A 20,137-nucleotide genomic window follows, 5' to 3' on the forward strand; every position below is an offset into this window, starting at 1 on the left:
CCCGCTACGTAGTCGTTGGGGATCGGATGGACAAGCGCATTCTTCTGGGCTGCCTGAGTGCGGCAGGCGTGCTGTTGTTGTTCGGCATTTTCATCAAGTTCCTGGGGTTGGACGCGAGCCAGGCGATCGAGACCGGCGTCGGCGCGATTCCGCTGCTCGACGTGTTCGGGGCCCTGATCGCCATGGGCGTCGGCGGCGCGATCGCGCGCCACGTGCATTTCCGCTGGATCGCCCTGTTGCTGATGGTGGCGATGTGGGTGCTGACCCTGTGGACGATCGTTTCGATGGCCCTCCCCGACAGCCCGCTGCCGATGCGGTCGCTGGCCGGCGCGCTGCGCTACAACGTGCTCGCCATCGTCCTGACCGTCATCGCCGCTTTCGCTGGCGCCATCCTCGGCGAACGCATCGCGCAACGACGCGGCCGGCCGGCCACGCGCTGATCCGCACCTCCACTCGGCCCTCGCGCCGCACGCTCCCAGGTTAGGGGCGGCGCAAGCCGCGACCGCGCACCGCCAGTCGAACGCAACGGTAGCGAACCGTATCCGCCACACAACAAAAAACCCGCACGCTGGCAGCGTGCGGGTTTTCGTTGTTCGCTGGAATCCGGCTAGCGCTCAGGCCTCGATGCTGGCCGCAGCCCCCGGCGCCGCATCCGATTCTTCGACCACCAGCGCCGGCCGCGCGCGCTTGAGCGCGATCAAGGCCGAGGTGTCCGACTCGCCGTAACCGCGTTCGATCAGCTCGGCGTAATCCGCCACGGCCTGATCGATGGTCTGGGTGCGGATGCCGCTGTCGCGGGCGATGCCCTGGACGATGCGCAGATCCTTGAGCATGTGCAGGCACTTGAAGCCGGGCGCGAACTCGTCGCGCAGCATGGTCGCGCCGCGCTTGTCGAGGAACCAGTTGCTGGCCGCGCCGGCCATCAAGGTCGGCAACAGGCGTTCCGGATCCAGGCCGAGCTTCTCGCCAAGGGCCAGGCCTTCGCAGACCGCCTCGTTGATGCCGGCGACCAGGATCTGGTTGATGGCCTTGGTCGCCTGACCGGCACCGGTCGCGCCCATATGGGTGATGCGCGCGGCATAGGTATCGATGACGTCGCGCACGCGCTCGAGCTGGGCTTCGTCGCCGCCGACCATGATCGACAGCTTGCCGTTGCGCGCGCCTTCGACACCGCCGGACACCGGCGCGTCGAGGAAGCCGATGTCGTGCACCGCCAACAGCGCGGCGGCGCGGCGTGCGGTTTCGACCGATACGGTCGAATGGTCGACCACGATCGCGCCGGGCTTGAGCACTTCGGCCAGGGCGGCGACGTTCTCCAGCACGTCGGCGTCGAGCGACACGCACAGCACGACCAGATCGCAATCGGCGAAGTTGGCCGCCGAGCGCGCCGCACGCACGTCCAGCTCCGATGCCATCGCATCGGCCTTGGCCTGCGTCCGGTTGCCCACCGCGGTCAGCACGCCCTTGCTATGCACGTAACGCGCCATCGGCGCGCCCATGGCTCCCAGACCGATTACCCCTACTTTCATTTCGACCTTCTGCCCTACGGGCGCTAAATATTTCAAAAAACCATGATGTCGCGCCGTCGGCGGACCGCCCGACCGGATGTGGACAGTACCGCGATCCCGCCCGGCCGTCGTGCGACCGGCGTTGCCGGACGACGTCGATGCGTCCCAGTCTGGGTCTACAGGCTCCCCTGCTGCCTGAACGCGCCAAGCCGCGCGCGGTGAATGCGGCGTCTTGCGCTGCTCAACCCGGGCTCAGCCCTGGCTCAGGCCTGCCATTCGTAAACGTCGATCCGCGACGAGCCGCTGAGATGCAGCGGGTCGCGGAACGCCAACACCCGGGCCTCGTCGAGATCCGACGCGCGCAGCACGTAGGCGCCGCCGCTCTTGTCGCCGAAGCCGCCGGCCAGTTCCAGCCGGCCCTGCCCGCGCAACTCGTCGAGGAAGTCACGATGCGGACCGATCTGGGCCGTGTCGAACTGCGGCAGGCGCATGGCCATCACCAGATAGCGATTCATCGTCATCGCTCAGGCCACCGGCGAGTCGTCGAGATAGGTGTAGCCGGTCAGACCGGTTTCCAACGCCTCGTCGAGACGGCGCGCCTCGTCGGCCGGCAGATTGGCGGCGGCGACCTTGCTGCGATACGCCTCGCGCAGGTCGGCCAGCTTGTAACCGACGTAGTCCAGCATGACGTCGGTGGTGTCGCCGCGGCGCTGCTGGGCCAGGCGATAGCCGTCGCCGTCCACCCGCACTTCGACCGCATCGGTGTCGCCGAACAGGTTGTGGATGTCGCCGAGAATTTCCTGGTACGCGCCGACCAGGAAGAAGCCCAGGCGGTAGCTCTCGCCCGGCTTCAAGGCGTGCAGCGGCAAGGAAGTGTCCAGGCCTTCGTTCTCGACGTAGGTGTCGATCTTGCCGTCCGAATCGCAGGTCAGGTCGGCGATCACGCCGCGCCGGTCCGGCACTTCGTTGAGGCGCTCGATCGGCGCGATCGGAAACACCTGGTCGATCGCCCACACGTCCGGCATCGACTCGAACACGCTGAAATTGACGAAATATTTGTCGACCAGCCGCTCGTTCAATTCGTCGAGCAGGTCGCGATGGCTCTTTTCGCTGCCGTCCAGGCGCGCGCGCACCGCATGCGCGATCGCATAGAACAGATCGTCGATGCGGGCGCGATGGGTCAGGTCGATCTGGCCGAGCGCGTACAGCGACAGGCCCTCGCCGTGGTGATGCTGGGCCTCGTGGAACAGCTCCACCGCCGGGCGCTGGTCGAGTTCGTCGTGGATCTCGCGCAGGTGGCGGATCACTGCCGGCTCGTCGTCGTGCGCGGGCGGCACGCGGCCTTCCGGCGCCTCTTCGATCTCCGAGACGTTGGCGACCAACACCGCGTGGTGCGCGGTCATCGCGCGGCCGCACTCGGTGACCAGGCGCGGCGGGGTCAGGCCGTATTCCTGGCAGGCTTCCGCGAGCGGTTGCACGATGTTCGAGGCGTACTGGTTGACGCCGTAGTTGATCGAGCAATAGCTGCGCGAACGCGTGCCTTCGTAGTCGATGCCGAGGCCGCCGCCGACGTCCATGTAGCGCACGTTGGCGCCGAGCTTGGACAACTCGATGAAATAGCGGGTCGCCTCGCGCATGCCGTTGGCGATGTCGCGCACGTTGGAGATCTGCGAGCCCATGTGGAAATGCAGCAGGCCCAGGCAGTCCTGCAGGCCGCTGTCGCGCAATTGCTTCCACAAGTCCAGCACCTGGCGCGGGCTGAGGCCGAACTTGGCCTTGTCGCCGCCGCTGTTCTGCCATTTGCCGGCACCGAGCGAGGCCAGGCGCATGCGCACGCCGAGGCCAGGCTTCACGCCGAGGGCCTTGGCTTCCTCGAACACGACCTGCAGCTCGGACGGCTTCTCGACGACGATGTAGGTTTCCATGCCCAGCTTGCGGCCGATCAGGGCCAGGCGGATGTACTCGCGGTCCTTGTAGCCGTTGCAGACGATCAGGCCGCCGGGCCGGCTCAGCGCCAGCACCGCCATCAGCTCGGGCTTGCTGCCCGCTTCCAGGCCGAAGCCTTCGCCGGCGTGCGAGGCCAGCGTGCCGGCGACGCCCTGGTGCTGGTTGACCTTGATCGGGTAGACCGCGGTGTAGCCGCCGGCGTAGTCCCAGTCGCGCATGGCCTGGGCGAAGGCGCTCTGCAGCTTGCCGAGGCGGTCGCCGAGGATGTCCGGGAAGCGCACCAGCATCGGCAGCTTGGCGCCGGCGGCGCGGGCGGCGTCGACCACCTCGGGCAGCGCCACGGTGGGGCCGCGCTCGCCGCGCGGGCTCACCGCGATCCGGCCGGCGGCGTCGATGTCGAAATACCCTTCGGACCAGTGGGGGATCGAGTAGGTCTTGCGGGCCTGATCGAGCGACCAGTCGGACATCGGCGTGTTACCAGACAAAGTGGGGAAGGCGCATTCTACAGGCCGTACCCCCGGTGGGGACCCGCCGCGGGCGCCGGGATCGGCCGGATCGGCAAACCCGGGCCACTCGCGATATCCGTTCATACGGTCCGTTTCATATGGGTCCGCTACAATCCGCGCCCCCGGCCTCGAAAGCCTGGCCTCGAAACCCGCTGCCGGGCTCCGCACCGGCGGACCGACGCGACACCCGCGCAGCGACACCCGCCCCAGCAGCGACGCCCAACCCGCACGGCCTTTATCAGGAAGCAACGGCATGACTACCGAACCGACGTGGCACTACGAAAACTTCGAGCCGACCGGCTCGTCCATCGGCTACCGCGTCACCCGCAAGCTCGATGAAGTCCAATCGCCGTTCCAGAAGATCGAAATCTTCGAGACGACCGACTGGGGCAACCTAATGCTGATCGACGGCGCGGTGATGCTGACCACGCGCGACAACTTCCTGTACCACGAGATGATGTCGCACCCGGCGCTGTTCACCCATCGCGCGCCGAAGAACGTCGTCATCATCGGCGGCGGCGACTGCGGCACCCTGCGCGAAGTGCTCAAGCACGACGGCGTGACCGAAGCGGTGCAATGCGACATCGACGAGCAGGTCACGCGCATGGCCGAGAAGTGGTTCCCGGAACTGTGCGACCGCAACGACGACCCGCGCGCGCAGTTGCTGTTCGACGACGGCATCGCCTACATGGCCAACCGCGCGCCGAACAGCGTCGACCTGATCATCGTCGACTCTACCGACCCGGTCGGCCCGGCCGAAGGCCTGTTCAACAAGGCCTTCTACGAAAGCTGCTTCCGCGCCCTGCGCGAGGACGGCATCCTGGTGCAGCAGTCCGAATCGCCGCTGATGCTGATCGAGCTGATCAAGGAAATGCGCACCGAGATGGGCAAGGCCGGCTTCAAGACCTTCAAGACCCTGCCCTTCCCGCAGCCATGCTACCCGACCGGCTGGTGGAGCTGCACCCTGGCGCGCAAGAGCGGCAACTTCGAGTTCCGCGAAGCCGACGCCCAGGCCAAGACCTTCGCCAGCAAGTACTACAACGCCGGCATCCACCGCGGCGCGCTGTCGACCCCGGCCTTCGTCGCCGAAGCGCTGGGCGAGTAAGCCCCGCGCGGCGCGATCGATCGCGCTCGGTGTCGGTTATAAAAAAAGCCCCGATCACGCGGGGCTTTTTGTTACGGCAACCGCAGGAACGTTGCTTTGCAGCGGTTTCGACTGAGCTGCGAAATCTGCCGTCGGTCGATGGCGATCTATCCACCCGTCGTTGCCGTTACTTCCCGATGACCGCGCAGGCAGTAACCAACCCCGCCATCGCTCGTACTTACTCCTGCGGCTTCACCCCAATATAAGCGCCCGCGACATATTCCGTGATCCACGGATTGTCGTTCTCCAGCTCGAACGCCCGATCGAACATGCGTTCGGCCGTCGCGCGATCGCCTTGCAACAGGTAATGCGCGCCGATTTCCGCATGCGCCTTGGCATCGTCGCGGTTGCCGGCGATGAACCGATCGAACAAGGGCTTGGCCTTCGCCCACTCCCCGGCCTCCGCGTACGCGCGCGCGATGCGATACACATCGCTGTCCTCGTGCTTGCCCGAGAGAATCGCGTCGAACACCGACTGCCCTTGCGCCTTCAAGCCGCCGAGGTAATACACCCGGCCGGCGCCGATCCGCTCCCAACTGCCATTCTTGCCGGCCTGCACCAAGGCGATTTCCGTCAACGCCTTGGCCGCCTCTTGAGGCGCTTTGTCGCGATAGGTCGCGGCGGTAGGTTGCGGCTTCTTCGTGGCGCCATAACTCGTCCCCACGCCCGCAACGAACAGGACCGCGGTGGCGGCCGCGATGATGTGTGCTTTCATGTATTCCGAACCCCCTGTGTGGACATTCGATCCTAACAGTGGAGATCGGCGGTTCGACACTGCCAAATGTATGTGCTTTTCAGCTGCATCCGCGCTTAGCGCCCTTCCGGGGCGGCCATTCGAAATACGCGAGCGCAGGAATGAAGGATGCTGCGGCGGATCGATGCCTGGCCGACATGAGTGGTCAACCTGCGGCACCGAACAGCTTCGCCACACCGACATTCAAGCCGTAACCGCCGATGGTCAGCACGCCGAACAGTACCGCCGCGAGCAGCATCGGCTTCGGGCCGGCCTGGCGGATCGCGCCGACATGCGTGCGCAAGCCCAATGCGGCCATCGCCATCGCCAACAACACGGTGTCGACTTGCACGATCGCCGCCTTCCACGGCGCCGGCAACAGCTGCAGCGAGTTGAAGCCGCTGACCGCCACGAACCACAGCGCGAACCACGGCACGGCGATCTTCGACTTCGCCGCGCCCGGCGCGGCGCCGATCCGCGACGACAGCAGCAACAGGAACGGCGCCAACAGCATCACCCGCAGCATCTTCTCGATCACCGCCGCCGACGCGGCCGACTCGCCGATCGCGCGGCCGGCGACGACGACCTGGGCGACTTCGTGGATGGTCGAGCCGGCATACACGCCGTAAGCGTGTTCGCTGAGCCCGAGATAGGGATAAAGCATCGGATAAACGAACATGCCGAGCGTGCCGAACACCACCACGGTGGCGACCGCGACCGACACCTTGTGCGCCTGTGCGCGCACCACCGGCTCGGCCGCCATCACCGCGGCAGCGCCGCAGATGGCGCTGCCGGCGCCGATCAGCATCGAGGTCTCGCGATCGAGCTTGAGCCAGCGCGTGCCCAGCCAGGTGGCCAGGCCGAACACGCCGGCCACCACGACCGCGTCGATCGCCAAGCCGGCCACGCCGACCCCGGCGATCTCCTGGAAGGTCACGCGAAAGCCGTACAGCACGATGCCGAGCCGCAGCAGCGTGCCCTTGCTGAAGTCCACGCCGCTGCCGGCGGCGGCCGCAAACGCCGGAAAGACGGTATTGCCGACGACGATGCCGAGTACGATCGCCAAGGTCAGCGCGCTCAGGCCCCAGGCCTGCAAGGCCGGCAGCGAGGCCAGCGCCATCGCCGCGCCCGCGATCGCCGCCGCCAGCGCCAACCCCGGCCAGAACCCCGGCGAGCGGGTCAGGCCCGATTGCAGGGACGAGGCGGACGAAGACGGGTTCAGGACGGACACGGCGGGGAACTCCAGGGCAGCGGCGGATCGACAGCGGCGCCAAGGTAGGCCCGCGCACCCGGGGAGTCCAATACATATAATTCAAGTATCCATGAATTAAGCTCATGCCATGAACCTGCACCTGCTGCGCGTGTTCCTGACCGTGGTCGAACAGCAAAGCTTTTCGCGCGCCGCCGAAGCCTTGTTCGTCAGTCAGTCGGCGGTGTCCAAGGCGGTGCGCGAACTCGAACACCAACTCGACCTGCCCCTGATCGAACGCAGCGGCGCCGAAACCAAGGCGGTGCGCGGCGTGCAGCTGACCGATCACGGCAACGCGGTGTTCGAGCATGCGCGGGCGATCTTCGCCCTGGAACGCATCGCCAGCGAGGACGTGCGCGACCGCGTCGAACTGCGCCAGGGCAGCCTGCGCATCGGCGCCAGCACCACCGTCGCGGCGTATTGGCTGCCGCAGAGCCTCGGCCCGTTCGTGCGGCGCCATGCCGGGCTGACGGTGGAGCTGGTGGTCGGCAACACCGAGCAGATCAGCCGCGCGGTGATCGATTGCCGGGTCGACGTCGGTTTCGTCGAGGGCGCGGTCGAAGATGCGCGCATCCAGGCCAGCCTGTGGCGCAGCGAACCGTTGCGGCTGATCGCCGCCGCCGACAGCGCGCTAGGCGCCAAGCGCCGCCCTTCCCTCGCCGAACTTGCCCGCCAGACCTGGTTGGTGCGCGAACAGGGCTCGGGCACACGCCAGGTCGCGCAGTCGCTGTTCGCCGCGCGCGGCATCGAACCGGCGCGGGTGATCGAGATCGGCAGCAACGAAGCGATCGCGCACGCCGTCGCCGCCGACGCCGGCATCGCCTTGTTGCCGGAAACCGTGGTCGCCGACCTGGTGACGATGCAACGCGTGCGCACGATCAAGCTCGACGAAGACGCGTCGATGACGCGCCCGCTGTATCGGCTGGAATTGGTCAATCGACCGCGCGCGCCGGCGTTGCAGGCCTTTCTCGATCAGGGCGAGGCAGTCGTCTCAGCCCCGGCGCGGGCACGAGGGCCGGTTCGACGACGCTAAGGTCCGACCTGAACGATGGCCGCTTCGTTCGCGGTCGATCGGCCGTCGCAGGAGCCCATCGTATGGCGCCGCGCCGGCAGCGCCGGGCGGCGTTCGCTCACAGCGCGTCGCCGTCCATCTCGCCGGTGCGGATGCGCACCGCGCGTTCGAGGTCCCAGACGAAGATCTTGCCGTCGCCGATCTTGCCGGTGCCGGCCGCCTTCATGATCGCCTCGACCACGGTGTCGACCTGATCGTCGGTCACCGCGACTTCGAGCTTGATCTTGGGCAGGAAATCGACCACGTACTCGGCCCCGCGGTACAGCTCGGTATGCCCCTTCTGGCGCCCGAAGCCCTTGACCTCGGTCGCGGTGATGCCGGCCACGCCGGCCTCGGCCAGCGCCTCGCGTACGTCGTCGAGCTTGAACGGTTTGATCACCGCCATGACCATCTTCATCGTCGATCTCCTTGCAATACCGCGCAGGATAACGTGCCACGCGGTCGCGACCTAGGTCCGACGCGGGTCACGCCGCCCGTCGGACGCCGTTCACACCGCCTCCGCGCGCTCCGTTGGACGATGAGGACAAAGCGCTTGCGGGCCTCGCCGGCGCCGTGATGTAGTGACCGCGTCATCCACTTCGGACTTTTCCGACAACCCGCCACGGCCCCGGCCGACGGCGAGGTCCCGGTCCGGCGGTCAAGCTGACCCCATTGCCGGAGGAGCTTTCCCCACATGATCGACCTGAACTACATCGACGACCTCGCTCGCCGCCTCAGCTCTCTGCTGCCCCCGGGCCTGCGCGAAGGCCGCGAGGAAATGCAACAGAACTTCAAGTCCGTACTGCAGACCGGCCTGTCCAAGCTCGAGCTGGTCACCCGCGAGGAATTCGAAGTCCAACGCGCGGTATTGCTGCGCACCCGCGAGAAGCTCGACGAACTCCAGCGCACCGTCGCCGAGCTCGAAGCGCAACTCGACAACGCTTCCACGCCCCAGCACTGAGCCCCGCCATGAACCTGGCACTCGTGCACAGCCGTGCGCGATCGGGCGTCCGTGCGCCTGCGGTCCGGGTCGAGGTCCACCTCGGCGGCGGCCTGCCGACCATGTCCATCGTCGGTTTGCCCGAAGCGGCGGTGCGCGAAGCCAAGGACCGCGTCCGTGCCGCGATCCAGTGCGCGCAGTTCGAATTTCCGCAGCGGCGCATCACCGTCAACCTGGCTCCGGCCGATCTGCCCAAGGACGGCGGCCGCTACGACCTCGCCATCGCCCTGGGCATCCTCGCCGCGAGCGGTCAGATCCCGCTGGAAGCGCTCAACGAGTACGAGTTCCTCGGCGAACTCGGCCTGACCGGCGAGCTGCGCGCCATCGACGGCGTGCTGCCTGCCGCGCTCGCGGTGGCCGCGCTCGGGCGCCGCCTGATCGTGCCGGCCGGCAACGGCGCCGAGGCCGCACTCGCCAGCCGCGTCGAAGCGCGCACCGGCCGCACCCTGCTCGAAGTCTGCGCCATGCTTTGCGGCCGCGCCGACTTGCCGCAGGCCCAGGCGGCGCCGCTGCTGCGCGCGCCCGGCCTGGACATGCGCGATGTGCGCGGCCAGGCGCAGGCGCGGCGCGCGCTCGAAATCGCCGCCGCCGGTGGCCACCATCTGTTGCTGATCGGCCCACCCGGCTGCGGCAAGACCCTGCTCGCCTCGCGCCTGCCCGGCCTGTTGCCCGAGGCCAGCGAAGAAGAAGCGCTGGAGACCGCGGCGATCGCTTCGGTCGCCGGCGGCGCGCACGGCCACGGCCTCGACCCGGCGCGCTGGCGCGAACGCCCGTTCCGCTCGCCGCACCACACCGCCAGCGCGGTCGCCCTGGTCGGCGGCGGCGCCGATCCGCGCCCCGGCGAGATTTCGCTCGCGCATCAGGGCGTGCTGTTTCTCGACGAACTGCCCGAGTGGGAACGGCGCGCGTTGGAAGTCCTGCGCGAGCCGCTCGAATCCGGCGTGGTGACGGTGTCGCGCGCGGCGCGCAGCGCCGAGTTCCCGGCGCGCTTCCAACTGGTCGCGGCGATGAACCCCTGCCCTTGCGGCTGGGCCGGCGACTGCAGCGGGCGTTGCCGTTGCGCCGGCGAAGCGATCCGCCGTTACCGCGCGCGCATTTCCGGGCCCCTGCTCGACCGCATCGATCTGCACATCGAGGTGCCTCGCCTGCCCTCCTCGGCGCTGCGTCCCGACCAACCCAGCGGCGAAAGCAGCGCCGTCATCCGCGAGCGCGTCGTCGCCGCGCGCCAACGCCAGCTGGCGCGCAGCGGCAAGACCAACGCGCAACTCAGCCAGGCCGAGACCACCGCGACCTGCCGCCTCAGCCAATCCGACCACGCTCTGCTCGAACGCGCCGTCGATGCCTTGCAACTGTCGGCGCGCTCGATGCACCGCATCCAGCGGGTCGCGCGCACCATCGCCGACCTCGCCGAAAGCCCGCAGATCGCCACGGCGCATTTGACCGAGGCGATCGGGTATCGGCGTGGCGAGCGCGAGGCCGCTGCCTAGAGCAGCTTGGCACTCATGGGGCGATCGGCGACTCAAATAAAGCACGCCGCCGTTTTAGTGACGGAGGCTTCAGGCGTTCGATCTGAGTGGCTCGATGCGATGCGAGACCGTAAGCGCGCGGTCGCGACTCGCGTCGCTCCTACCCACGGAGCCAACGCCTCGGCGTTCGATCTGATCGTCCCCAATCGATGCGACTCACTCCGCTGGAGGTTTGCCGGCAAGCGTGGACTCGGCTTCGACGAGATCGGCTAGCGGCTCGAACCTTGCGATGGCGCTGCCGGCGATGTCGCTACCGGCGCGCCCGACGCATCCAACTGCCGGAGGATGGCCTTGACGACGTCGCGGGTGGACTGCCAGTTCATGCCGGTGATGAGCCGGCCATCGATTTCCACGTGCGAGGTGTTGCGGGCGCCGTAACGGAACAGGCCCTTGCGCTCCTGCAGGCGCTGCTCGAGCGAGAACGGCAAGGCCTTGTAGTACGGCGCTTGCTTGTCTTCGAAGGCATCGGGATAGCCGGTGACGCGCTTGCCGCTGACCAGCGCCGTGCCGTCGGACAAGGTCAGGTTCGCAAGGCCTGCGCTGCCGTGACAAACCGCCGAGACGATGCCCTGCTGCTGTTCATAGATGCGGGCCGCCAGGGCCTTGAGGCCGGGGTGGTCGACGACGCCGTACATCGCGGCGCTGCCGCCGATGTACATCAGCGCGGCATAGTCGACCGCATTCACCTCCTCGGGTTTGCGCGTATTGGCCAAGGCCCACATGAAGTCGCCGTCGTAGATCCTGGCCGTGTGCTCCGGATCGCGGGTGTCGATATAGGCCAGCGGCACGGCCCCGCCTTCGGGGCTGACGAACTGCACGCCGTAGCCGGCTTCGCGGAAGGCGGTGTAGGCGTGGATCAGCTCCGCAAAGCTGTTGCCGGCGCTGAGGCGGGTGCCGGGTATCGTGCCGACATTGGACACGACCAGCAGCACCTGGCGGCCATGAGCCGGCGCCTGGTAGCGGGTCGCGGTCTTGCTGATGACCTGCCACGCGTCGCCGAGCTTCTTCAGCAGGAACAGGTCGACGTAGCGCGCCTGATCCTTGCCCACCAGGATCTCCGCCTTCGCGGTCGCGATGTTGCCGTCGACCTGCACGCTGATCAGACGGCCGGATCGCCCATTGAACTGGTCCGGGTTCTTGCTGAACCAGCCGACATACTCCTCGACCCCCACCTCCCGCATGCCGCTCGCCCCCTGGCTCAGGTACAGGCGTGCACTGGGATGGAACGCGCGTCGAAGCTGCTCGGTCCGGTTGTAGGAACTCCCCTGCAGGTAGTCCTGGATCACCGCGGCGACCTGGCGGTCATCGGCAGGCGGCCCGGCATGCGCCACGCCGCCGGACAACAAAAGCACGAAGGCGCAAGCCAGCAGTCGGACGAGGATCGCGCGTAGCGGTGCGGCACGGATGGTAGCTGGCGTGAACGGCAGGTTTGCCATGGCGGGTTCCTGTTTGAGAAGCCCGCATGCTGCCGATTTTCCTTTTGCCACAATATCTTGGAAGGCGTTCGCGGAGTCCGGAAACGTGTTTCAGGAGGCGGCGTTCGGCCGCGGCTGCGCCTGCCGCCCAGCGTCCGGCGTCGTGCCCTCGGTCTTTTTGAAGCTCGACGTTTTTGGAACTCGGTCTTTTTGAAGCTCGACCTTTTTGGTGCTCGACCTTTTCGAAGCCCGGTGTAGAACGTGGGCACGGACAGGAACCGCAGGCCACTGCCCGCGCTTGCCTCGATGGCTCGGCGCCGCGACGACGATCCGAGCCAACCGTCCTAGGACTTCTTCGACGGCTTCCCTCGAGCGCCGACGTAGTCCGCGAGATGCTTGCCGGTCAGCGTGGACTTGGCCTTGACCAGCTCGGCCGGGGTGCCTTCGAAGACGACGCGGCCGCCGTCGTGGCCGGCGCCGGGGCCGAGGTCGATGAGCCAGTCGGCGTGCGCCATCACCGCCTGGTGGTGCTCGATCACGATCACCGACTTGCCGGAGTCGACCAGGCGGTCGAGCAGGCCGAGCAGTTGTTCGACGTCGGCGAGGTGCAGGCCGGTGGTCGGTTCGTCGAGTATGTAGATACCGCCCTTCTCGGCCATGTGAGTGGCGAGCTTGAGGCGCTGGCGCTCGCCGCCCGACAAGGTGGTGAGCGGCTGGCCCAGGCTGAGGTAGCCCAGACCGACATCCACCAGCCGTTGCAGGATGGCGTGCGCGGCCGGCGTGTGCGCCTTGCCGGCGCCGAAGAAGGCTTCGGCCTCGCTGACCGGCATCGCCAACACTTCGCTGATGTCGCGGCCGCCGAATTTGTACTTCAGCACCGAGGCCTCGAAGCGCTTGCCCTCGCAGTCCTCGCAGGTGGTCGCCACGCCGGCCATCGTCGCCAGGTCGGTGTAGATCACGCCGGCGCCGTTGCAGGTCGGGCAGGCGCCTTCGGAGTTGGCGCTGAACAAGGCCGGCTTGACCCCGTTGGCCTTGGCGAAGGCCTTGCGGATCGGTTCGAGCAGATCGGTATAGGTGGCCGGGTTGCTGCGGCGCGAGCCGCGGATCGCGCCCTGGTCTACCGACACCACCGTCTCGTCGGCCGGCAGCGAGCCGTGCACGAGCGAGCTCTTGCCCGAACCCGCCACGCCGGTGATCACGCACAGCACGCCGAGCGGAATATCCACATCGACCTTGCGCAGGTTGTGCTTGCTGGCGCCGCGGATCTTCAGCTGGCCCTTGGCCTTGCGCACGCTCGGCTTGAGCGAGGCGCGGTCGTCGAGGTGGCGACCGGTCAGGGTGTCGCTGGCGCGCAGGCCTTCGACGCTGCCTTCGTAGCAGACCGTGCCGCCGGCCGAGCCGGCGCCGGGGCCGAGGTCGACGACGTGGTCGGCGATCGCGATCGCTTCTGGCTTGTGCTCGACCACCAGCACGGTATTGCCCTTGTCGCGCAGTTGCAGCAGCAACTCGTTCATGCGCTGGATGTCGTGCGGGTGCAGGCCGATGGTCGGTTCGTCGAAGACATAGGTGACGTCGGTCAGCGACGAGCCGAGGTGGCGGATCATCTTGGTGCGTTGCGCTTCGCCGCCCGACAAGGTGCCCGACGGCCGTTCCAACGACAGATAACCCAGCCCGATTTCGACGAACGAATCCAGGGTGTGCAGCAGCTTGGCGAGCAAGGGCGCGACCGAGGGCTCCTTGAGCCCGCGCACCCAGTCGGCGAGGTCGCTGATCTGCATCGCGCAGGCGTCGGCGATGTTGATCTTGCCGATCTTCGACGAGCGCGCCGCTTCGCTGAGGCGGGTGCCGCCGCAGTCGGGACAGGCGCTGAAGGTGGTCGCGCGTTCGACGAAGGCGCGGATGTGCGGCTGCAGGGCATCGACGTCCTTGGACAGGAACGACTTCTGGATCTGCGGAATCAAGCCGGCGTAGGTCAGGTTGATGCCGTCGACCTTGATCTTGGTCGGCTCCTTGTGCAGCAGATCGTGCAGTTCTTTCTTGGTGAATTTGCGGATCGGCTTGTCCGGGTCGAAGAAACCGCAACCGTTGTAGATGCGGCCGTACCAACCGTCCATGCTGTAGCCCGGGATGGTGATCGCGCCGTCGTTGATCGACTTGCTGTCGTCGTACAACTGAGTCAGGTCGATGTCGGAGATCCGGCCCATGCCTTCGCAACGCGGGCACATGCCGCCGGTGCGGTTGAAGGTCTGGCGCTTGGTCTCGCCCTTGACCGTGATCGCGCCGACCGCCTGCACCGAGGCGACGTTGAAGGAGTAGGCGTTGGGCGAACCGATGTGCGGCTTGCCGAGGCGGCTGAACAGGATGCGCAGCATCGCATTGGCATCGGTGGCGGTGCCGACGGTGGAGCGGGCGTTGGCGCCCATGCGTTCCTGGTCGACGATGATCGCCGTGGTCAGGCCGTCGAGCACGTCGACCTCCGGCCGCGCCATCGATGGCATGAAACCCTGCACGAAGGAACTGTAGGTCTCGTTGATCAGCCGCTGCGATTCGGCGGCGATGGTGCCGAACACCAGCGAGCTCTTGCCGGACCCGGACACACCGGTGAACACGGTCAGGCGGCGCTTCGGCAACTCGACGCTGAGGTCCTTGAGGTTGTTCACGCGCGCACCCTGCACGCGGATCAGGTCATGGCGGTCGGCGGCGTGCGGCGCGGACGACTGCGTGTTCTTCCTCGTGGCCTTGCTCATCGTGTCTCCATCGGTGGGGCGGAACGCCTGCGCGGTCTGCGTCGGCGCGGTCGGGCTCGTGGGGTTCATCGCTGGATGCATTGCCCGCCGCATCGCCGCGGTTGCGGCGATGCGGCGGCGATATTGCGGCGAATCGATGCGGCCGCCGGCAGGGGCAGCCACCATACAAGGAGGCGATGCGCGGCGAGCGCGCGGTTTACGGCCCGCTTGCGCCGCCGCGTTTGCCGAACCACTTGCTCGCATACGGCAGCGCGAACAGATACAGCCCGGACAGCAGCAACAAGGCGAGCGGCGCCAGCGGCACGTAGGATACCCAGACGATGGGCTTTTCCTGCGCGAGGGCGATGAAAGTCGCGATCACGGTCACCGTAAAGATCATCGATAGCCAACGGTGGATCTGCCGAATCCATTTGTTCCAGTTCACGAGGACCTCCTGCGAAGACCGGCCACCCGGCCCCGGCGGGTTGCCGGGCGGACGCGCTCAGTCGGTGGTGGAAGCGTGTGACGGGGATCGACGGCCATGCCGAGCGATCGAGATCGACGACCGGCTCCGTCGCGTTGGCGCCGGCGCCGGCCAAGACGAGGCCGGCGCCGCACCGCTAGCGAGGTCGGTGGCCGTGCCGGCGACGTCGCTGCGGGTCATGACGGCATTCGCTCGGCGGCTCAGCGCAGTTGGTTGATGCGGATCAGATTGCCGGAGGGGTCGCGCACCGCGCAGTCGCGAACGCCGTAGGGCTGATCGATCGGCTCCTGGACGATTTCGGTGCCGGCGGATTCGAGCCGCGCGAAAGTGGCGTCGAGATCGGGCGTGGCCAGGGTGATGATGCCGTAGGTGCCCTTGGCCATCATTTCGGCAATGGTGCGGCGCTCCTCGTCGGTGATGCCCGGGCTGGCGGCGGGCGGATGCAGAACGATCGAGGTCGCCGGCTGGCCGGCCGGGCCGACGGTGATCCAGCGCATGCCGCCGTAAGCGACGTCCTTGCGCACTTCGAAGCCGAGGGTGTCGCGGTAGAAAGTCATTGCCGCGTCCGCGTCGTTATGCGGGAGGAAGCACGCGTGGATGCTGATGTTCATGGCAGTCGTCCTGTGGGTTGGGGTACGTGCTGTCATGCTAGGCGCGGGTCGCGTTCGGCGCTTCTCGATTCCTGATCGATTGGGTCGCCGGCCTCCCCGCACGGCAGGATCCCCGGGTCCCCAGCGCCGTGGCTTGCCGATGGCGGCGGGCGCCGCATCGGCCCGCGCGCTGTAACGACTGCCGCGAACCGAATCCATGGCGACATCTATCGCGACGCGTCCCGCGGGCGCGAACTCGTGCACGGCCGTGTCGCTGCGGCCTGCCGTTCACCCGCGCGATCCTGCCACGCCGCACCGCGGGGGCTCAAGCGCTGGGCGATGACCGGCGCGCCCGCGCGGTCAAGGCCGCACCGGCGCTCGCAGCAGCGCGATGCCGACCCGATTCGGGGTGCTCGTCCATCCGGCCCGCAAACGAAACAGCCCGGCCGCATCCTGCAGCCGGGCTGGTTTCGTCCTTCGATGTCGGCTCGCGGCAACCGACGGGGCCATGTATCGCCCGCGCTCGGTCGAAGCCGAGCCTTGCTTACGGGGTCAGAATGTCGTTGGCCGTGCTGGAGGCGCTGGCCGCGGTGCCGACGTTCTCCGACAGCAGGTAACCGCCGACGTCGACCGCCACGATGATCACCCAGTGCCACCAGCGGCGCTTGCCGGTGCTGGACACGCCGCCGGTCTCGGCCACGTGCTTGGCCCAGAACTGGCTGGAATGACGGGCGACGCTGAGCCCGCCGAGGATGGTCTTGCCGTTGCGCGACTTGGCGTCGAGTTGGGCGATGGCTTCGGCTTCCAGCTCGGCGAACATGGCGTCGGCCTGGTCGAGGTCGGCGGCCTTGGCGACGACCTGGTCGATGCGCTCGAAGAAGGAGAACTCGTAGGCGCTGTAACGAGCGCGCTGCGAGGCCATCTTCTGCGCCAGCGGCAGGGTCGGTTCGATCTCGAGGATCGGCTGGTTGGCCTTGACGAACTGTTCGGTCGACATGCCGGCGTCGAAACCGCACTTGTCGACCACGTAGGCCAACGAGGTGGCTTGGGTCGCTCCAGTGTCGAGCAGGCAGCCCAGGTACATGTTGTGCTGGATGCCGGCCGTGTCGACCGGGTTGCTGGCGGCGAATGCCGATGCACCGTAGGTGCTGCCCAACAGCAGGACGACTGCGGCGGCGAGAGACTTCGACTTCATTGGCGATTCCTTGCGAGGTGATGGATTCGGAGGGGCGATACGGACTGGAGTGCCGTCCTTGGACTCGACGCCTGGGGAAGCGGCACCCGTTCCCCGGCGTCTCGGCGCTGGTGTGGCGCCGAATCCAAGCTAGGCAGCGCCGCCGCCGCGGCCAAGGACGAAGCCGGGCCATGCCGGGCGCAAGGCGGGTCGAAAACGCGGCGAGACCCGGCTGCGGCGCAGGCAGCGGCGCTTTCGCAAGGCATGGCGCCGGCCGGCGCCGAGCACGGCGAGGGCGCGGCACCATAAGAAACAAGGCCTTAGGCGAATTGATTCCCGTTTTATACCCGCGACCGAACTGGCGTCGGCCGCGCCGCTGCACCTACTCTGGAGACACGCCCCTTCTTCTTCGGATCGCCCATGTCCCTGTCCCGCGCAGTCGTCTCCCTCGCGTTCGGCGCCCTGCTCGCATCGCCGCTCGCCGGTCGGGCCCACGAGGTCGTGGCAGCGGACTGGTGCATCAAGGAAAGGGAGGCGCCGAAGATCGTCGCCAGGTTCGAATTCGACGGCCCGCAGCTGCACGAGCTGATGAACAAGTGCGGCATCGTCGAGAAAGACGACGACTGGGCCACGGCCACCGAGACCATCGTCAGCTACTGCAAGATCGTCGCGCCGCTGAAGGACGCCGTGCCGTTCGTGCTCGGCCCCAAGGAATACCTGGACGGCAGCCACCACGAGCGCTATCGGCTCGAGCAGGGCCTGAGCGGCGCCTGCGCGGTCTGCCCGCCGAAACCTTGAGCGCTCCCTGAGCGCCTTTCCGACTGCTACAGCCAGCGTTCCACTGACCGACGCGACAGGGAACGTCGCGTCGGTCAGACCAGGGCGTCTCGCCGGGTGTAGGCCAGCACCGCATCGACGCAGTGCTGCAGCGAAACGCGGGTTTCCGGCGCCAAGCCGTCGCAACGGCCGAGCACGAAATAGGCCGAGCGCAGCACGTCGCGCCAGCGCGGGTTGCGCGGCAACTTGGCGACGGTGAGGTAGCGTTCCAGGGCGCGCGCGCGTAACCGGCCGTCGTCGATGTTGACCCGCCAGATCCGGCTTTTCTCGGCGAACTCCAGGCGGCTGGTGCCGGTGGTGCGTTCCCAGGCCTCGATCGAGGCCAGCATCAGTTCGACCAGGCTGCGGCGGAAACCGTCGCGCACCGACGGCTCGGCGCCGGCATCGGCCGGCTCGGCTGCGATCTCGACCGGCGACGGCGACGACGCCGGCGGCGCGGCGGCTTCGCGGTCGTGCGGAGCGAGCAGGATCAAGCCGTCGCCACCCGCCCAGGGTTCGAGTGTCGCGACCAGGGGCGCGCCCTCGCGCGCGGCGATCTGCACGCGTTGCGCGGCGCTGTCTTCCATGCGCTCCAGCGCCGAGGCCAGGGCGGCGCGACCGGCTTCGCCGACGAAGGCCGAGACCGGCTGCCCGACCAGGACCTCGTCCTCGCGCGCGCCGAGCCAAAGCCGGCCGGCGCGGTTCGCCGCCAGCACCTGGCCTTCGGCGTCGAGCAGGCACAACGGCTCGTCGCGGCTGTCGAGCAAGCCCTGCAACAGACTGCGGTCTTCGGCCAAAGCATCCGCTTCGCGCCGGTAACGGGCGAGTTCCTCTTCGTGACGCACCCGCTGCGCCTCCTCGCGCAAACGCGCGCGCTGATGGCGGCGCTGCTGCAACAGCAAGAAGCCGAGCAACACCGCGACCGCCAGCGCCGCGGCGAAGCCCAACAGCAGGGTGCGCTGGCGGAACTGCGCGCTGCGCAGGCGGTTTTCGCTTTCGAGCGCGGCGATGGTGCGTTGCTGCTCGGCCGACTCGAAACGGACCCGCAACCAGTCCAGCTGGCGGTCGTGTTGGGCGTGCGCCAGCGCGATCGCCTTGCCGTAGGCATCGCGCAAGGTGGCGTTGGCGGCCGGCGCATCGCCGGCGCGTTCCTGCGCGGTGGCCAGTTCCTGCAGCAGCGGCACCCGCATCGGGTCGCCTTCGGGCATCATCGCCAGGGCTTCGCGCAAGCGCGTGGTCGCCGCGGCGGTCGCCCCGGACAACTGCGCGGTGCGGGCGATCTGCAGCTGCAGCGCCGGCGGCAATGGCAGCTTCCAGGTATCGGACAGGGCCAGGGCGGCCGCGCTCCAACGCTGCGCCTGGGCCAGGTCGCCCTGCGCCAAGGCCACCCGGGTCAGGCCATCGTGCACGCGCAATTCGTAAACGCGGTTGCCGCCGGCGCGGTATACGCTCAGCGCCTCCTGCAACCAGGCCGAGGCCTGCGGCGCATCGCCGCTGTCGAGCGCCAGCTCGGCCATCGTCTCCAGCACGTGCGCGGCCTCGACCGGCTCGCCCTTGGCCCGATACGAAGCCAAGGCCTCGCGGTAATAGCGCATCGCGGTATCGGTCTCGCGCAGTTCGCGGTAGACGTCGGCGATGTTGTTCAAGACTGCGCCGGACACCTCGCCGCGCTTGCGCTGCAGGTCGAGGCTGGCGGTCAGGCTGCGCAAGGCGCCGCGGAAGTCGCCGAGACGGCGCAGCGCGGCGCCGACGTTGCTGAGGTCGCGCGCGGTCGCGGCCGAATCGTCGAGCGCGCTCGACAGGCTGGCCGCGCACTCGAACCGCGCCAGCGCCTGCGGGATCCACTCGCGGCGGAAGTCGAGGATGCCGCGCCGCCGCTCCAGTTCGTAGCGCAGGGCGGCATCGCCCTCGCCGCCGATGACCGCCTCGGCGCAATCGAGCGAGCGCTCGGCGTCCTCGATATGGCCGGCATCGAGTTGGGTCTTGGCTTGCGCGAACAAGGCCTTGGCCCCGCTCTCGCCCGCGGCCTGCGCCGGCGCCAGCTTCGCCCGTTGCAGGCACAGCGCCGGTTCCGGCAACGCGCGCGCCGGCGTGGCGCCCGGACAACCGACCAACACGCCCTGCGCCCACGACCACTCGCACACCAGCAGCAGGGCCCACATCGCCCAAGCGCGGTGGCGCTTCGATCCGGTGCTCACTTCGGCTTCGCGGTTCAGGCGCGAGGCAGAACACGACAAACGCATCAGACCATCCTTATCCGATCCCGGC

Annotated in this window: 18 protein-coding genes; 6 read left to right on the forward strand and 12 right to left on the reverse strand. The window is 68.0% G+C overall.

From position 1 onward, the window contains the following. The first annotated feature begins 26 nt into the window (after positions 1–26). On the forward strand, positions 27–440 hold the full coding sequence (locus tag LC490_RS21135) for a hypothetical protein (protein ID WP_223621511.1): 414 nt from the start codon (positions 27–29) through the stop codon (positions 438–440). Positions 441–614: 174 nt separating this feature from the next. On the opposite strand, the gene LC490_RS21140 is transcribed toward LC490_RS21135, so the two are convergent. The 3 genes from LC490_RS21140 to speA all read right to left on the reverse strand — a co-directional run bounded on the left by LC490_RS21140 (position 615) and on the right by speA (position 3,922). After that, positions 615–1,529 (reverse strand): NAD(P)-dependent oxidoreductase, encoded by a 915-nt coding sequence (locus LC490_RS21140; protein WP_051884671.1) that lies wholly within the window; start codon positions 1,527–1,529, stop codon positions 615–617. A gap of 242 nt (positions 1,530–1,771) precedes the next feature. Continuing rightward, positions 1,772–2,023: a YciI family protein gene (locus LC490_RS21145; protein WP_031371335.1), complete on the reverse strand. Its 252-nt coding sequence runs from the start codon at positions 2,021–2,023 to the stop codon at positions 1,772–1,774. 9 nt (positions 2,024–2,032) lie between these two features. Continuing rightward, positions 2,033–3,922: an arginine decarboxylase gene (speA, locus tag LC490_RS21150; protein WP_223621512.1), complete on the reverse strand. Its 1,890-nt coding sequence runs from the start codon at positions 3,920–3,922 to the stop codon at positions 2,033–2,035. 292 nt (positions 3,923–4,214) lie between these two features. Here speA and speE point away from each other — a divergent pair, with 292 nt between their 5' ends. Further along, the gene (gene speE, locus LC490_RS21155) at positions 4,215–5,066 is read left to right on the forward strand and encodes a polyamine aminopropyltransferase (RefSeq protein WP_223621513.1); all 852 of its coding nucleotides are present in this window, start codon (positions 4,215–4,217) and stop codon (positions 5,064–5,066) included. A gap of 217 nt (positions 5,067–5,283) precedes the next feature. On the opposite strand, the gene LC490_RS21160 is transcribed toward speE, so the two are convergent. Together LC490_RS21160 and LC490_RS21165 are read right to left on the reverse strand one after the other, a co-directional pair. Next, the gene (locus LC490_RS21160; RefSeq protein ID WP_223621514.1) at positions 5,284–5,886 is read right to left on the reverse strand and encodes a hypothetical protein; all 603 of its coding nucleotides are present in this window, start codon (positions 5,884–5,886) and stop codon (positions 5,284–5,286) included. A 118-nt stretch (positions 5,887–6,004) separates the two neighbouring features. Beyond that, positions 6,005–7,033: a YeiH family protein gene (locus LC490_RS21165; protein ID WP_255611064.1), complete on the reverse strand. Its 1,029-nt coding sequence runs from the start codon at positions 7,031–7,033 to the stop codon at positions 6,005–6,007. 145 nt (positions 7,034–7,178) lie between these two features. On the opposite strand from LC490_RS21165, the gene LC490_RS21170 reads away from it, so the two are divergent. Next, on the forward strand, positions 7,179–8,120 hold the full coding sequence (locus LC490_RS21170; protein ID WP_223621516.1) for a LysR family transcriptional regulator: 942 nt from the start codon (positions 7,179–7,181) through the stop codon (positions 8,118–8,120). Positions 8,121–8,217: 97 nt separating this feature from the next. On the opposite strand, the gene LC490_RS21175 is transcribed toward LC490_RS21170, so the two are convergent. Further along, a complete protein-coding gene (locus tag LC490_RS21175; RefSeq protein WP_031371341.1) occupies positions 8,218–8,556 on the reverse strand; it encodes a P-II family nitrogen regulator in 339 nt (112 codons plus the stop codon). 276 nt (positions 8,557–8,832) lie between these two features. Between LC490_RS21175 and LC490_RS21180 the strand changes: the two genes are divergently transcribed. Continuing rightward, positions 8,833–9,099: an accessory factor UbiK family protein gene (locus tag LC490_RS21180; protein WP_031371342.1), complete on the forward strand. Its 267-nt coding sequence runs from the start codon at positions 8,833–8,835 to the stop codon at positions 9,097–9,099. A gap of 8 nt (positions 9,100–9,107) precedes the next feature. Continuing rightward, complete coding sequence (locus LC490_RS21185) at positions 9,108–10,625, forward strand: YifB family Mg chelatase-like AAA ATPase (protein ID WP_223621517.1); 1,518 nt, start codon at positions 9,108–9,110, stop codon at positions 10,623–10,625. Positions 10,626–10,873: 248 nt separating this feature from the next. Here the strand turns inward: LC490_RS21185 and LC490_RS21190 are convergent, their stop codons facing one another. The 5 genes from LC490_RS21190 to LC490_RS21210 form a co-directional block, all read right to left on the reverse strand. Next, on the reverse strand, positions 10,874–12,100 hold the full coding sequence (locus LC490_RS21190; protein ID WP_223621518.1) for a nuclear transport factor 2 family protein: 1,227 nt from the start codon (positions 12,098–12,100) through the stop codon (positions 10,874–10,876). 323 nt (positions 12,101–12,423) lie between these two features. Beyond that, complete coding sequence (locus tag LC490_RS21195) at positions 12,424–14,895, reverse strand: excinuclease ABC subunit UvrA (protein ID WP_223621519.1); 2,472 nt, start codon at positions 14,893–14,895, stop codon at positions 12,424–12,426. A 127-nt stretch (positions 14,896–15,022) separates the two neighbouring features. Continuing rightward, positions 15,023–15,250, reverse strand: a complete 228-nt coding sequence (locus LC490_RS21200; protein WP_031371346.1) for a hypothetical protein — start codon at positions 15,248–15,250, stop codon at positions 15,023–15,025. Between the two features lie 239 nt (positions 15,251–15,489). Continuing rightward, positions 15,490–15,936, reverse strand: coding sequence for a VOC family protein (locus LC490_RS21205; protein WP_318025801.1), 447 nt, complete (start codon positions 15,934–15,936; stop codon positions 15,490–15,492). 487 nt (positions 15,937–16,423) lie between these two features. Further along, positions 16,424–17,074, reverse strand: a complete 651-nt coding sequence (locus tag LC490_RS21210) for a hypothetical protein (protein ID WP_031371348.1) — start codon at positions 17,072–17,074, stop codon at positions 16,424–16,426. Positions 17,075–17,473: 399 nt separating this feature from the next. Here LC490_RS21210 and LC490_RS21215 point away from each other — a divergent pair, with 399 nt between their 5' ends. Further along, on the forward strand, positions 17,474–17,851 hold the full coding sequence (locus LC490_RS21215; protein ID WP_223621520.1) for a hypothetical protein: 378 nt from the start codon (positions 17,474–17,476) through the stop codon (positions 17,849–17,851). A 74-nt stretch (positions 17,852–17,925) separates the two neighbouring features. Here LC490_RS21215 and LC490_RS21220 read toward each other — a convergent pair whose 3' ends face one another. Continuing rightward, positions 17,926–20,112, reverse strand: coding sequence for a tetratricopeptide repeat protein (locus tag LC490_RS21220; RefSeq protein ID WP_223621521.1), 2,187 nt, complete (start codon positions 20,110–20,112; stop codon positions 17,926–17,928). Positions 20,113–20,137: the final 25 nt, after the last annotated feature.

Origin of the sequence: Lysobacter sp. ESA13C (genome assembly GCF_019970005.1) — a bacterium.
Classification (GTDB): Bacteria; Pseudomonadota; Gammaproteobacteria; order Xanthomonadales; family Xanthomonadaceae; genus Lysobacter; species Lysobacter antibioticus_B.

What these genes read in the sequence shown, in the direction of transcription:
- LC490_RS21135 (WP_223621511.1), top strand. Translation starts at nt 27, where the DNA reads ATGGACAAGCGCATTCTTCTGGGCTGCCTGAGTGCGGCAGGCGTGCTG.
- LC490_RS21140 (WP_051884671.1), bottom strand. Translation starts at nt 1,529, where the DNA reads ATGAAAGTAGGGGTAATCGGTCTGGGAGCCATGGGCGCGCCGATGGCG.
- LC490_RS21145 (WP_031371335.1), bottom strand. Translation starts at nt 2,023, where the DNA reads ATGAATCGCTATCTGGTGATGGCCATGCGCCTGCCGCAGTTCGACACG.
- speA (WP_223621512.1), bottom strand. Translation starts at nt 3,922, where the DNA reads ATGTCCGACTGGTCGCTCGATCAGGCCCGCAAGACCTACTCGATCCCC.
- speE (WP_223621513.1), top strand. Translation starts at nt 4,215, where the DNA reads ATGACTACCGAACCGACGTGGCACTACGAAAACTTCGAGCCGACCGGC.
- LC490_RS21170 (WP_223621516.1), top strand. Translation starts at nt 7,179, where the DNA reads ATGAACCTGCACCTGCTGCGCGTGTTCCTGACCGTGGTCGAACAGCAA.
- LC490_RS21175 (WP_031371341.1), bottom strand. Translation starts at nt 8,556, where the DNA reads ATGAAGATGGTCATGGCGGTGATCAAACCGTTCAAGCTCGACGACGTA.
- LC490_RS21180 (WP_031371342.1), top strand. Translation starts at nt 8,833, where the DNA reads ATGATCGACCTGAACTACATCGACGACCTCGCTCGCCGCCTCAGCTCT.
- LC490_RS21185 (WP_223621517.1), top strand. Translation starts at nt 9,108, where the DNA reads ATGAACCTGGCACTCGTGCACAGCCGTGCGCGATCGGGCGTCCGTGCG.
- LC490_RS21190 (WP_223621518.1), bottom strand. Translation starts at nt 12,100, where the DNA reads ATGGCAAACCTGCCGTTCACGCCAGCTACCATCCGTGCCGCACCGCTA.
- LC490_RS21195 (WP_223621519.1), bottom strand. Translation starts at nt 14,895, where the DNA reads ATGAACCCCACGAGCCCGACCGCGCCGACGCAGACCGCGCAGGCGTTC.
- LC490_RS21205 (WP_318025801.1), bottom strand. Translation starts at nt 15,936, where the DNA reads ATGACAGCACGTACCCCAACCCACAGGACGACTGCCATGAACATCAGC.
- LC490_RS21210 (WP_031371348.1), bottom strand. Translation starts at nt 17,074, where the DNA reads ATGAAGTCGAAGTCTCTCGCCGCCGCAGTCGTCCTGCTGTTGGGCAGC.
- LC490_RS21215 (WP_223621520.1), top strand. Translation starts at nt 17,474, where the DNA reads ATGTCCCTGTCCCGCGCAGTCGTCTCCCTCGCGTTCGGCGCCCTGCTC.
- LC490_RS21220 (WP_223621521.1), bottom strand. Translation starts at nt 20,112, where the DNA reads ATGCGTTTGTCGTGTTCTGCCTCGCGCCTGAACCGCGAAGCCGAAGTG.